This window comes from Halorubrum sp. LN27 (assembly GCF_016635065.1).
Classification (GTDB): Archaea; Halobacteriota; Halobacteria; order Halobacteriales; family Haloferacaceae; genus Halorubrum; species Halorubrum salipaludis.
Genome location: NZ_JAEPET010000001.1, coordinates 3,178,064 through 3,191,462, shown reverse-complemented (window position 1 = coordinate 3,191,462; position 13,399 = coordinate 3,178,064). Strand labels below are relative to the sequence as shown.

The 13,399-nt window shown below is 63.4% G+C and carries 11 protein-coding genes; 4 read left to right on the top strand and 7 right to left on the bottom strand.

Annotation, left to right across the window (positions count from 1 at the left end):
• Positions 1-240: 240 nt before the first annotated feature.
• On the bottom strand, positions 241-738 hold the full coding sequence (locus JIN95_RS15785; protein WP_200532077.1) for a hypothetical protein: 498 nt from the start codon (positions 736-738) through the stop codon (positions 241-243).
• Positions 739-898: 160 nt separating this feature from the next.
• Positions 899-1,381, bottom strand: coding sequence for a hypothetical protein (locus JIN95_RS15780; RefSeq protein WP_200532076.1), 483 nt, complete (start codon positions 1,379-1,381; stop codon positions 899-901).
• Positions 1,382-1,877: 496 nt separating this feature from the next.
• Between JIN95_RS15780 and JIN95_RS15775 the strand changes: the two genes are divergently transcribed.
• The 3 genes from JIN95_RS15775 to JIN95_RS15765 all read left to right on the top strand — a co-directional run bounded on the left by JIN95_RS15775 (position 1,878) and on the right by JIN95_RS15765 (position 5,653).
• Complete coding sequence (locus tag JIN95_RS15775; protein WP_200532075.1) at positions 1,878-3,614, top strand: transposase; 1,737 nt, start codon at positions 1,878-1,880, stop codon at positions 3,612-3,614.
• 34 nt (positions 3,615-3,648) lie between these two features.
• Positions 3,649-4,287, top strand: coding sequence for an IS6 family transposase (locus JIN95_RS15770; RefSeq protein WP_200532074.1), 639 nt, complete (start codon positions 3,649-3,651; stop codon positions 4,285-4,287).
• A 451-nt stretch (positions 4,288-4,738) separates the two neighbouring features.
• Positions 4,739-5,653 (top strand): hypothetical protein, encoded by a 915-nt coding sequence (locus JIN95_RS15765; protein ID WP_200532073.1) that lies wholly within the window; start codon positions 4,739-4,741, stop codon positions 5,651-5,653.
• Positions 5,654-5,706: 53 nt separating this feature from the next.
• Here JIN95_RS15765 and JIN95_RS15760 read toward each other — a convergent pair whose 3' ends face one another.
• Together JIN95_RS15760 and JIN95_RS15755 are read right to left on the bottom strand one after the other, a co-directional pair.
• On the bottom strand, positions 5,707-8,445 hold the full coding sequence (locus JIN95_RS15760; RefSeq protein WP_200532072.1) for a heavy metal translocating P-type ATPase: 2,739 nt from the start codon (positions 8,443-8,445) through the stop codon (positions 5,707-5,709).
• 498 nt (positions 8,446-8,943) lie between these two features.
• Entirely contained in the window at positions 8,944-9,543 is a 600-nt protein-coding gene (locus tag JIN95_RS15755) for an AsnC family transcriptional regulator (RefSeq protein ID WP_200532071.1), read from the bottom strand.
• A gap of 131 nt (positions 9,544-9,674) precedes the next feature.
• Here JIN95_RS15755 and JIN95_RS15750 point away from each other — a divergent pair, with 131 nt between their 5' ends.
• Positions 9,675-9,872 carry a heavy-metal-associated domain-containing protein gene (locus JIN95_RS15750; protein ID WP_095635568.1) on the top strand — a complete coding sequence of 66 codons (198 nt, stop codon included), beginning with the start codon at positions 9,675-9,677 and terminating at the stop codon, positions 9,870-9,872.
• A gap of 127 nt (positions 9,873-9,999) precedes the next feature.
• Here JIN95_RS15750 and JIN95_RS15745 read toward each other — a convergent pair whose 3' ends face one another.
• The 3 genes from JIN95_RS15745 to JIN95_RS15735 form a co-directional block, all read right to left on the bottom strand.
• Positions 10,000-10,206, bottom strand: a complete 207-nt coding sequence (locus JIN95_RS15745) for a hypothetical protein (RefSeq protein WP_095635569.1) — start codon at positions 10,204-10,206, stop codon at positions 10,000-10,002.
• A 91-nt stretch (positions 10,207-10,297) separates the two neighbouring features.
• Entirely contained in the window at positions 10,298-11,725 is a 1,428-nt protein-coding gene (gene lpdA, locus JIN95_RS15740) for a dihydrolipoyl dehydrogenase (RefSeq protein WP_200532070.1), read from the bottom strand.
• On the bottom strand, positions 11,725-13,398 hold the full coding sequence (locus JIN95_RS15735; protein WP_200532069.1) for a 2-oxo acid dehydrogenase subunit E2: 1,674 nt from the start codon (positions 13,396-13,398) through the stop codon (positions 11,725-11,727). The genes lpdA and JIN95_RS15735 overlap by 1 nt, the downstream gene beginning before the upstream one ends.
• Position 13,399: the final 1 nt, after the last annotated feature.

Sequence of the window (13,399 nt, the reverse complement as noted above, 5' to 3'; positions counted from 1 at the left end):
GACTCAGTTAGAAGACTCCGAAAAGACCAGCCCCACCAGCTACGATCATGCTGACCCCAAGTAGGAGTATCAAGATTTGCTCCGGGCCGAGGGCATCATGACTCATCATGGATTAAGATTCTACGGCATAGCTATTAGTTCTGTGTTCTGAACAGTTAGGGCAGGAGACTCAAAGAGCGCTCAGTGAATGGGAATACACGTTCTACATCCGGCACGATAAGCCAGTTATCGGAATGCCGGTCACGAATTATCGGGTCCAATTGACCACGAAAATTCTCCACCGTCCCACACCCTACCAGTTAATATCCGATCAGGAGTTTCGGCACTTGGACGAACTGGCTTGAAAAGGGTTCTCGCGGAGTCTTCTCCGGGGTACTTATCGTCAAGTGTGAAGCGGATGTCGTACCAGACTTCCGACTTGAAGACGGACTCATAGGTCCGTTTTTCTCCGGGTTCAACAATCACCGTCGTAGTTAGATTGCGTTGGAAGACTGCAACGTCAGGAGTTCCTGTAACCGTATCATGTCCATCTACTCGCTCACCTCTCCTAGTCCCCACGTTGAGAACTTCGACAGAGATCTCGTGTGGGACGGAATCTCTGTTGTGAAACTTCAAACTCCCGGCAGGTAAGCTCTCTGAAGATTCTGTCGAACCAATTTCAGAACAGCCTGCTACCGATATACTTGTTCCCAGTATTCCTACTGCTTTCAGAAACGAACGCCGATGGAGGGCAGACATACATTAGTGTTCGAATCTACGACAATAATCTTTGTGAACGTACCACGGATGAGCGATAAGCACTCTTCAGTTACCGAGCGTTTCAGGCGAGAATGCTTCTAAAGAATAGAACTTTAACAGAGTTCCAAACCCCTACAGATATTCACCGCGGATCAGACATCTATTGGTCGTCTTTATTATCGCCTGTAGAGTGAGCTACGCGGACACGGTCCATGAAGGCCTCGTTGAGTTCGTCCTGTTTCTCTACCAGGGATTCGCGGAATGTGTCGAGTTCCTCGTCAAGTTCCTCTTCAAGACGCCAAATTTCCTCTTGAATCCGCAGTAGATTAGTCCGTTCGATCTCGTCACCAATCACTTCTCCCTTCTCGGTGAGTTGGTGGTACTTGTTTGTCCTAGAGTACTTTGCTTCCTCATCTACTAATCCCGCATCTCTCCCCTCTTTGAGGCGCTCATCAATTGTTGACGGGCTTTTTGGAAAGTCTTGGCGTAGTGTTTGGAAACGCTTCGGCTCTTCATGTAATTGTACAATGAGCCACGCCCCACCAGCAGATGAGAGTACCTCAATCATCTGATCGAGTATCTCATCGCTGAATTCGTCAGGTGGAGCTGGCCCTCCACCGTTTCCGCTATCGCTGTAATCCACGTTATCGATCGGTGCGTGAGACTACAAAGTAAAACCTCGGTATGGACCGTACGAGTAGTACAAAGTATACAACTTGATCGTAGCGATCGATGACTTTTGAAAATCCCTAAAACACTGATAATACTGCCTATGGGGGTTCATAACCCCGGATTACGTATTGTCGCGTGTGCAGATTCGGAAACGACACCCCCTCGAATATGATACGTGTTGTACTACTCTGGCTATGGAACATATGAATCCGAACGAACCCACCAGCCAGTCACCGGATACGACCACTGAGCCGAGGGGTAGGTAACGACGACTACCACCACCCACCAGTAACTCGTGTCCCTCGCCACCTCATCTCGACGCCAGCTCACCTCGCCGTGGAGTGGAATCCACGGACCCAGTGAGCTGAGCGGCTATTGCTGGTGGGGAACTGGTGAGTCCTGGGTAGCACCCCTCAGTTTCCACTCTAGATCTCGGCCACGATTCACCGGTTCGACGGGGGTGCTGAATGACTGACGACCCCGAAAATACCGTTAAAGAACGGGTAGTCGCTCAAGCGACATCTCTCTTTGAAGTGCATGATCACGTAGTTCGCGTAATCGGAAATCTCGACTTACCAATGGGAGAGGTCTACGATGAGTACGGTATCAAAAACGATGACACGTTCGATTTCGAGGCGATAACCCGTCTCTACCTGTACAAAGAAGCCGCAGAGATGAAACAAGAGGAGGTAACATCTCGCGTGAAAAACTGGGAATACCTCCAACAATTGTTTGGGCTTGACCGAGCACCAACGCAAGCAGCCTTTTCATACACCAAAAAACACCGATTTTCATACGAATTCAGGTCCCTGCTCAACGATATTGCGAAGGGGATCAGAGATGCAGGCAGACAGCAAGATCACTACAATAAAGACCTCAAATCACCAGACCCGACCCCGTCACCAGACGAGATAGAAGACACCTCCACGCCCCTCCATCATTACGTCGATGATCACGCCCCAGATATCATTTCAGCCGCGCTGAACGACGTGTGCCCGGCGTTCGATACTGGGAGAGCACATAACGTCGTACACGAAGACCGGACCGTGTGGGAACACCAGATCCTGATGAGTCTCTCTGACCGCGCGGGAACACGGTCAGCGTTCCGCACGTTCAACAAATTCCGCACGAGAGCACTCCACAACGACACGCACGTCCGCGCGGTGAAGAAACTCGGCACACCACATCGGTACACACTCGATGATTTTAGTGGTAGCCACCGACCGACTCCGTACTGGCGAAAAGTCGCGGATACGATTCAACCACAATTCTCGGACGCGGTCGAGAACATGCTTGGACGTATTCGAGAAGCGGACGAGTTCAGTGAACCGGTAGTTGCTGCAATCGATACGGTTCGTGTTCCGGTCAGTGTTACCCCGTACAAGGGTGAAGCAGACGTCGAACCTGGTGACACGAAAGTAAAGACCAAGAATGGTAATCTTCGTGTTCCGAAGGATGACTACCCGAAGATGATCAAAGGCGGGAATGACAAACCGGTCGGGTACGAGTACGCCACGCTCACGATCGTCGGGAATAACGACCCGATAGTCCTCGCTGTTGAACCGGTCCGACATAATTCAAACTGGGAACTCGACAACGGTATGTCTGTTACATGGGCCGAAACCGTTAATCGGCTCATGCAGCAGGCGACTGAGCTCGTGGATATTCACCTCGTTATGGCGGACCGCGCGTTCGAAAACCGTGAGGTCAAACACGTGCTCGACCAGTACCACGACGTGAATTACCTTCTGCCGAAAACGAAGAGATCGGAGGCAATGAAGGAAGATTTGGAGGAAGTAGAATCAGACCCGTCGTTGGTGAGTCGGGTGCAACCTGCATCGTTCTATTTGGACGAGAACAAAACGCGGTACGTTGAGGCTGAAAGTGACGACACGGTTGGCGAGGACGGGTACAGTCATGATCTGAATTTCATGTATGTCCCCGCAAAGAAGGACGACTGGGTGTACACTGAACTAGATGACGTGGAGTACACAGTGTTCGTGACAAATCGGGAAGACGTGTTGCCGGAGGATGCGATGGGGTTCTGTAACCGATATTCGAGTCGGTGGGATATCGAAATCGAGTATAAGATGATTAAGCCGCTGCTCCCGTCGATCGCGTCGAAGGACTACCGGATGCAATATTTCTCGTTCGTCTTCAGCTGCTTGCTGTATAATCTGTGGCGGTTGACGGGGTCGCGTTAAGTTAGAGAATGAGGCGGACGATGTCTGAGTGTCTATGGCAGAAATCGACCGCCTCAGCGAACGTATTGCGTGGATTGACTTGTCGTTTGTGGAGCGAGATCGGACTCCGCGATGGGCGATTGAAATAGGGATCCGCTGTCACTTAGCCGGTATGTCGCTCCGCGAGGTAAGTAAACATCTCGAGAGGTTTGGGATCGATCGGAGTCACGTCGCTATTCACAACTGGGTACATAAAGCCGATCTACAGCCGATCTCGACCGTCTCAGAGGATCAACTCGCGGTTGACGAAAAGATGATCCGCCTCCACGGCCAGAAGTTCTGGCTGTACGGCGCGGTTGATCCGTTTACGAACGAGATCCTTCACGTGAGCCTCTATCCGACCGCAAATAAACAGACAACGCGATGGTTTCTCACCGAGCTACACCGGCGCTATCAGCTCGATAATGTGGAATTTCTCGTCGATGACGCAGACTATCTCGGATCCGTTCTCGCTGAAGACGGCTATCGATTTCAAGTCATTCAACATGGAAATCGGAATGCCATCGAACGTGTCTTTTGGGAAATAGAACGACGAACATCATCGTTTGCGGATAGTTTCAGCAATGTCGCTCTAGAGACAGCCCAAAACTGGCTTGAAGCCGTCGCCGTCTACCACAATTCACGTCAAACTTAACGCGACCGTTGACGGATCACTCGTTGAAACGGCTTGCGTCTGAGGCGTTCGATGACTACGGTCGGTTAACTTTCGATGACCGATTGGACCCGTTGCTGCCGATAGCTGACTTCCTTGCGTCAGCGTTGATCTTGATGTTCTGTGAGGATGGGCTTGACCCGCCTGACTGACGAGTCCTGATTTTCCTGGGTTTTCCCGATTCTCGCTAGCGGCGCGTGTTTCGTTCACACGGGTGATTTCCTGCTTTCTTATCAGATTTATTTGGTGATTTGGTGACTCGGTGAGTTTTCTCCCGACTGAGATCTAAGATTAGACTTTACCAGCAACATTAGCTGGTATCCGTTTGTACGAATTCTACCTTCCGAACTTATGAGGCGAGCGCGCTCTCCCAGAGCCGCCTACGAGCCATCGGCCCACAAGACCCTTCACGCGCTGGCGGACTGGACGAGACATGCGCCGACGCTCCCTCCTCGTTGGCCTGTCGGCCGGTCTCGGGGTGCTCGGCGGCTGCAACACCACGGACGGATCGACCGGCCCCGGGTCGTCCGAGCCGGAGGAAGACCCGGAGGGAGAGCCGAAACCGACGATCGACTCGGCGTTCGACGGCGTCTCGGTTCCGGAACTGCCGGGCGAGGGCGGGGTCACGTGGTACCACGAGGCCGACGAATCGGCTCGGGGATTCGTCCGTCCGAGCGCCGAGACGGCGGAGCTACCCGCTCGCGTCGAGTTCACGTACCACAACCGCTCGGAGGAATCGACCAGCTGCGGCCACTGGAACCTCTACAAGCTACACGACGATCGATGGTTCCACGTCGGGCCGGGCGCCCACGACGGCATCTGTTACAACCTCTCGGCGGGCGAGAGCGAGACGTGGACGATGGCAGCCGCGACCAGCGAGGTGGACGACGGAGACGAAGACGGAGACGTGGATCGCTACCCGTACCTCGGTGGCGGCCGCTACGCGGCCGTCGCGGGATACGGACACGCGACCTCGGACAGCGCTGCCCTCGTCGAGTTCGACGCGCCACCGGTCTCCGTCGAGCCGACCGACGACGCGACGAGCGAGACGGACGGGACCGCGGTGACGGTCACCGCGGACGGGTGGCGGACCGCCGACGACGACGGAGAGCGAGCCACCCTCACACTGGAGCGAGCACAGGCGGCCGAGAGGCCGATCATCGCCGAACAGGTGATGCGATATCGGAACCGCGGCTACCGAAATCTGCTCGCGTTCGTAGAGGAAGGCGTCGAGCGGGTGGCCCTCCGAACCGACAGTCGAACGGCCGTCTGGATCGTCGACGACGGCGAGACGGCCCAGGTCCGGTACGACGGTCAGGCGTATCGCGTGACGAAGGGCAAACCGTGAGAGAAAGCGAGCCGTGAGAGAACACGAACTGCGACCGGAGCCCGCCGCCTCGCTCACCGCAGCCGACCGAGCAGCCGGTAGTCGCGGTCGGGGTCGTACCGGCGGAACAGCAGGCTGTTGGTGAGCACGCTCACGCTGGATAGCGCCATCGCCCCCGCGGCCAGCGCGGGCTGGAGCAGGCCGAGCGACGCCAGCGGGATCATCAGCGTGTTGTAGCCGAGCGCCCACACGAGGTTCTGTTTGATCTTCTGGAGCGTCGCGTCCGAGACCCGGATCGCCTTCGCCACGTCGAGCGGGTCGTCGCGCATCAGCGTCACGTCCGCGGCCTCGATGGCCACGTCCGTGCCGCTCCCGATGGCGGTGCCGACGTACGCGACCGCGAGCGCGGGCGCGTCATTGACCCCGTCGCCGACCATCATCGCCTGCCGGCCGTCGGCCTGGATCGACTCGACGGCCGCCGACTTGTCCTCGGGGAGGACCTCGGCCCTGACGTTCGCGGGGTCGATACCGACCCGCTCGGCGACCGCGCGGGCGGTGCGCTCGTTGTCGCCCGTGATCAGCATCACGTCGATGCCGCGGTCCTTGAGGGCCGCCACGGCGTCCGCCGCGCTCGGCTTCACGGTGTCCGCGTCGGCGACGATCCCGACGAGCCGGCCCTCGTTCGCGCCGGCGGGCACGCGGGCGACGAGCATCGCCGTCTTCCCCTCGCTCTCCAAGCGTTCCATCTCTTCGGCGGCGGGAGACGGATCGATCCCGTTGTCGCGCAGCAGCTTCCGGTTGCCGACCAGCACCTCGCTGCCGCGGTCGGGCCCGTCCGACCCGACGGTCGCGCGGACCCCGTGGCCGGGGACGTTCTCGAAGCCGTCCGGCTCGGGGATCTCCAGTCCGCGCTCGCGCGCCCCGTCGACGATGGCGCGGGCGAGGGGGTGTTCGCTCCCGCGCTCGGCGGCCGCGGCGAGCCGGAGCACCTCCGTCTCCGGGTCGCGGTCGGGACCCGAGCCGGCTTCGGGGGCGATGAGGCCGTCGTCGCCCTCCCGCCGCTGCGCCGTGCCCCCGTCCGGGGCCGGGTCGTCGTCCGGGATCACGTTGCCGTCGCGGTCGAAGGCGACCACGTCGGTCAGCTCCATCTCGCCCTCGGTGAGGGTCCCGGTCTTGTCGAAGACGACGGTGTCGACGTCCTTGGCGCGTTCGAGCACGTCGCCGCCCTTGAACAGGATCCCGTGTCCGGCGCCGATCGTCGTCCCGACCATCGTCGCGGCGGGCGTCGCCAGCCCGAGCGCGCAGGGACAGGCGATGAGCACCGCGGAGGCGAACACGACGACCGCGAACTCGGAGACCGAGACCGCCCCGCCGGCGACCGCGGGACCGCCGGCGACGAGGTCCCACAGCGGGAGCGCGTTCACGAACCCGGCGAGCGCCTCCGGGAAGAGGAACCAGACGGTCCCCCACAGCAGGGCGTTGGCGATGACCGCCGGGACGAAGTACGCCGAGATGCGGTCGGCGAGGTTCTGGATGTCGGGCTGGCGCGACTGCGCCTCCTTCACGGTGCGGACGATCTGCTGGAGCGCGGTGTCGGCGCCGACCTTCGTCGCCTCGACCACGAGCACCCCGTTCTCGTTCACCGTCGCCCCGACGACCTCGTCGCCCTCGCCCTTCTCGACGGGGACCGACTCGCCGGTCACCATCGACTCGTCGACCGCGCTCTGGCCGTCGACGACGACCCCGTCGGTCGGGACCTTCTCGCCCGGGCGGACCTTCATCCGGTCGCCGACTTCGACCTCGTCGACGGGCACCTCGCGCTCCGTCCCGTCCTCCTCGACGAGCGTGGCCCGGTCCGCCTCCATCTCCAGCAGCTTCCGGAGCGCCTCGCCGGCCCGGCCCTTCGAGCGGGCCTCCAGGTAGTTGCCGAGCGTGATGAACACGAGGATGAACGCGGCCGTGTCGAAGTAGAGGCTCCCGGCGATCGCGCCCGACAGCGCCGCGACCGAGTAGACGTACGCGGTCGTGGAGCCGAGCGCGATCAGCACGTCCATGTTGGCGCGCCCGTTCGTCACGAGCGCCTTGTAGGAGTTCCTGTAGAACGGGCGCCCGAGGACGACCTGCACGGGCGTCGCGAGCAGGAACTGGACCAACCCGATCCGGACGCCGAAGACGGTCTCGGGGAACACCTCGCCGCCGAACAGCAGGTGATCCGTCATAAACACCAGCAGCGGCAGCGAGAGGACCGCGCCGAACAGGGTCAGTCGGAGCTGTCTGCGGATCTCCTCCTCGCGGGCGGCGTCGCGGGCGTCCTGCCCGGCGTCGCCCGTCCCGCTCGCTCCGGCGCCGTCCCCGGATTCCTCTCCGTCCCCCTCACCGCCGCTCCCGCCACCCTCCCGAACCGGCGAGTAGCCCGCCGACTCGATCGCGTCGTAAAGGTCGCCGAGCGAGGCGTCCGCGGGGTTGTACCGGACCTGCGCCTCGTCGGTCGCGTAGTTCACCGTCGCCTCGATCACGCCGGGCGTCGACTCCAGGGCCTCCGCGTTGGTCTCCGCGCAGTTCGCACAGGACATGTCCGTGATCGCGACCGTGACGGTCTCGCTCACGGCGCCGTAGCCCGCCGACTCGATCGCCGCGTAGATCTCGCCGAGCGACACCGCCTCGGGGTCGTACTCGACGGAGCCCTCGTCGGTGGCGTAGTTGGCGTTCGCCGACGCCACCCCGTCAAGATCGTCGAGGGCGTCCTCGATCGTCGCCGAGCAGTTGGCGCAGGACATCCCCGTGACGTTCAGATGGGCTGTTCTCGTTGGCATGTGTACTACTACGGGTTCCCCCCTTAGGCGGTTTTCTGCTTCGCAACCCATGCTTCGAGCGGGTCGAAATCTTGGATTCTAAAGTGCCGGTAGAGCAGGATTGTGAGAGACGAGCGCAGATGGGTCGACAGCAGCGATTTAAAAAGGCGGTGGCGCGTGCCGCCGAGCGCCCGAAGGGCGCGAGGTGTACGCGCGAGGGAGTCGCTGGCGCCTTATAAGGCGCCAGCGACGAGGCTGGGGAGGTGTGAGGCTGCGGTCGCTGTGCGGGGGGGACTCAAAGGGGCAGCCGCGAAGCGGGCGCAGGCGTTCACGAGAGCGGAGCTCTCGTGAGCCAATCAGAACGCTTCGCGTTCTGATGACGATGTAAGCACCGCAACAAGGGAGCGAACAGCGTGAGCGACCGAGTGAGGAGCGCAGCGAGCGTGCGCCCGCTTCGCGGCTGGGGCTTTGGAGGTCTTCACCGTCAAAAAACGACTTATAAACAGCCGCCCCGTCAGATTATACCCCTTCCTCCAACCGCTGGTACCGCTCTCGAAACCGCGACAGGCAGGAGGAACAGCAGAAGTGGTACACCTCGCCGTCGATCCGCGCCGTCTCGCCCTCGCTGTCGACGGTGTTGGAACACTCCGCGCAGGTCAACGCGAACTCCACGCCCTCGATCGAGGGCGTCCACTCGAACTCGTCGACCAGGGTGACCGCGTAGTCGTCGACGGTGACCCCCTCGAACAATCCCTGCACCCACTCCCTCGCGTTCCGACCCTCCACGCGGGCGTACACCCGGAGGTCGCCCTCGGCCGTGACGAACACGTGCTCGACCGCGTCGGCGTCCCGGACCCGATCCCGCGCCGCGTCGAGCGCCTCGGGGCGGTTCGGCGGCAGCGCCACGTCGATCAGCACCGGCACCCCGGCGCGCAGCTTCGTCCGGTCGACATCGACCGTGAACCCCTCGATGATGCCGGCCTCCTGTAGCCGCGTGACGCGGTCCGAGACCGCGGGCCCGGAGAGCCCCACCCGTTCGCCGATCTCGCTGAACGCCCGGCGGGCGTCGTCGGCCAGCAGCGACAGGATCTGCAAGTCCGTCTCGTCGAGGTCGCGCATGGCTCGCGGTACGCACCGGATATATAAGACGGTTGGGCGTGACGGTTCGGATTCCAAAGTCGAGGCGGTCGTCGAGCCGCAGTCCCGAAGCAGAAAACGACAAACATCTACCCGCCGTATCGGTACGTGTCATGAGCCGGACGATCACGGTCGAGGGAATGTCGTGTGGACACTGCGAACAGAGCGTCACAGAGGCGCTGGAGGGCGTCGACGGCGTCGAGAGCGCGACCGCGGACCGCGAGAGCGACTCGGCGACCGTCGAGGGCGACGCCGACCCGGATGCCTTGGTGAGCGCGGTGAGCGAGGCGGGCTACGACGCGTCGGCGTAAACGGTCCGGCGCGTCGACCTAGACGGCCAGCGCGTCGGCCAAAGGGTCAGGCGCGTCTGTTTCTGGGGTGACCATCGGATTCTCCCGCGAGTGTCGGGTCCGAATCGAGCGCGACCGACGCGACTCGCTATCGGTACCGGAGAGCCAGGACGCCGACGACCGCCGACAGACCAACGACGGTCAGCACTTCCCCCCACAGTCCGGGCTCTCCCACCGTGGCGATCCCGATCGCGGTCATCGCGAGACCCACGAGCAGCGTCAGGGCGCCCAAGACGACGTTCGGGACGAACCCGAGGACGGCGTCGGCGATCAGGTCGAAAACCTCGTCGAACACGATCAGTGACAGCGTGTCCGTACCGGCGTCACAAAGTTCCGGCGGGCAGAGACTGAACCGACGGGTCCTCGAACCGAGACCGGTCCCTGCCTTACCGGTTCAGCGTGTGAATCGCCTGCCCGCGGGCGTTCTCCGCTGCCTCCATCACCGCCTCCGCGAGCGTCGGGTGGGTGTGGACCGTCGCCGCCACGTCCTCCAGCGTCGCGCCCATCTCGATCGCGAGCGCGACCTCGGCGATCAGCTCCGAAGCCTCCGGGCCGACGATCTGCGCGCCGAGCACGAAGCCGGTCTCGTCGTCGGCGACGATCCGGACGAACCCCTCGGTGTGGCCGGTCGTCATCGCGCGGCCGGAGGCGTTGAAGGGCATCTCGCCGACCGCGGGCTCGAACCCCTCCGCTTCCGCCGCTTCCTCGGTCAGCCCCACCGTCCCGATCTCGGGGTCGGTGAAGACAGCCGCGGGGATCGCCTGCTGGTCCATCGCGGCCGGCTCGCCCGCGATCACCTCGGCGGCGACGATCCCCTCCGTCGAGGCCGCGTGCGCGAGCATCGGGTCGCCAGCCACGTCGCCGACGGCGTGAATATGGTCGACCGCGGTGCGGGTGCGGTCGTCCGTCTCGACGAACCCGCGGTCGTCGGTCTCGATCCCGGCGTTCCCTAAGTCGAGCCCGTCCGTGACCGGCTGACGCCCGACCGCGACGAGGATCTTGTCGACGCCGTATGTCGACTCCTCTCCGTCCTCCGTCTCCGTGTGGAGGAGATAGCCGCCGTCGGCGCCCTCGGACCACTCGCTCGCGCCCTCGCCGAAGTGGAACTCGACGCCCAGCTCCTCGGCGCGCTTGCGGACGATCCGCTTCACGTCGTCCTCGTAGGGGTCGAGGATGTCGTCGAGCATCTCGACGACCGTCACGTCGGCGCCGAGCTTCGCGTACGTGGTCGCCAGCTCCATGCCGATGTACCCGCCGCCGACGATCCCGAGCCGGTCCGGGACCGTGTCGGCGTCGAGCGCCTCGGCGGAGCTCCAGACGTGGTCCGCGGCGAACTCGAAGCCGGGGATCTGGATCGGGCGCGACCCGGTCGCGACGATCGCGTGCTCGAACTCGATCGACTCGGACCCCTGTCCCTCGCCGCCGTGCGCGACGCGGGCGGTGTGCTCGTCGACGAACGACGCCTCGCCCTCGATCAGGTTGACGCCGTTGGCCTTACAGAGCTTCTCGACGCCGCCGGTGAGCCGGTCGACGACCCCGTCCTTCCACTCGACCATCTTCCCCATGTCGACGGCGGGGTCCGCGTGGATCCCCATCGACTCGGCGTTGCCGGCCTCGTGGGCGAGCCCCGACCCCGTGATCAGCGCCTTCGAGGGGATACAGCCGCGGTTGAGACAGACCCCCCCGTAGGCGTCCTTCTCGACGAGGGTCGTGTCGAGCCCCTCCTGTGCGGCGCGGATGGCGGCGACGTAGCCGCCCGGTCCCGCGCCGATCACCAGTACCTCCGTTCCGGTTGTGACGTCTCCGACGACCATTATTGAGTCAACAGTAGCAGCGGGTGTTCAAGGTGTTCCATCACGGTGTTCGCGAACTCGGCCGCGACCGCGCCGTCGATCACGCGGTGGTCGATCGACAGCGACAGCGGCAGGGTCGGCGCCGCGACGACCTCGCCGTCGCGGGCGACGGGGCGCTCCTCGATGGCGCCCAGCCCTAAGATCGCGGTCTCTGGGTAGTTGATGATCGGCGTGGCGTACTCCCCGCCGATGGCGCCGAAGTTGGTGATCGAGAACGTGCCGCCCTTCATCTCCGCCGGCTTGAGCTTGCGCTCGCGGGCGCGGGCGGCGAGGTCGCTGACCTCCGCGGCCAGCTCGAAGAGCCCCTTCTCGTCGACGTCCTCGACGACCGGCACCATCAGCCCGGCGTCGGTCGCGACGGCGATCCCGAGGTTGTACTCCTTTTTCAACACGATCTCCTCGTCGTCCTCGCGGAGCTCGCTGTTGAGGTACGGGTACTCCTTCAGCCCCGCGACGATCGCCTTCATCACGAACGGCATGTAGGTGAGCCGCACGCCCGCCTCCTCCGCCCGGGGTTTCAGCTCCTCGCGAGCTTCCACGAGAGCATCGACCTCGGCTGTGTCGTGGTGGGTGACGTGCGGGGCGGTGAACTTTGAGCGCTCCATCTGCTTCCCGATGGTGCGCCGCACCCCGCGGTAGGGGACGGTCTCGTCAGCCGAACCGGTCGTCGCATCGGCGTCGGTCACACCGGTGCCGGTCGTCGCACCGGCGCCTGCCGTCGCGGAGCCCGCGGCGGCACCGCCGGCGTCGACGTCGACTGGTTCGGGTTCGGTGGCCGAGTCGGCCGCCGTCCCCGACTCCAGCGCCTCGGCGTACGCGCGAACGTCCTCGCCGGTGACGAACGCCTCGCCGTCCCGGGTCTCGTCGGTCGGCACGTCGTCGATGTCGACGCCGAGCTCGCGGGCGACCTTCCGAGTCGCGGGCGTCGCGAGCGTCGTCTCGCGGCCGGCTGGTTCGGGTGCTCCGGCAGACGGCGCTGCAGTCGACGCGGAGCCCGCGGAGCCGTCCTCGCCGCGCTTTTTCACGGCGGATTTCCGGCCGCCGGATCCCACGTCGGTCGGGGTCGGCGCCGGCGCCTCGTCGGAGCCGGAATCGCCCGCGTCGTCGCCTCCGCCGCCCTCGGCGTGCGCCCGCACGTCGGCCTCGCTGATCCGGCCGCCGGGGCCGCTCCCGTCGACCGCCGCGATGTCGACGCCGAGTTCGCGTGCGAGCCGGCGGGCGGAGGGCGGCGCGAAGGTTCGGCCGGACGAGGTGGCCGGTTCGGAGTCACCGTCGGCGGCGTCGGGGTCGGCGTCAGCCGCGCCCGGTTCCGACCCTTCCGCCTCGCCCCTCGGCTCGTCGCCCGGAGCCGCGTCGGCGCCGTCAGCCTCCCCTCCGGCGTCTCCGTCGTCCTCCCCGACGCGGAACGAGATGATCACGTCGCCGACGGGGACAACGTCCCCCTCCTCGACGAACAGCTCCTCGACGGTCCCGTCGTAGCTCGACGGGACCTCGACGAGCGCCTTGTCGGTCTCGACCTCCGCGACCGGCTGGTCCTCCTCGACGCGGTCGCCGGGCGCGACGAGCCACGAGACGAGCTCGCCCTCGGCGACGCCTTCGCCCACGTCGGGCAGTTTGAACTCTTTGACCGGCATG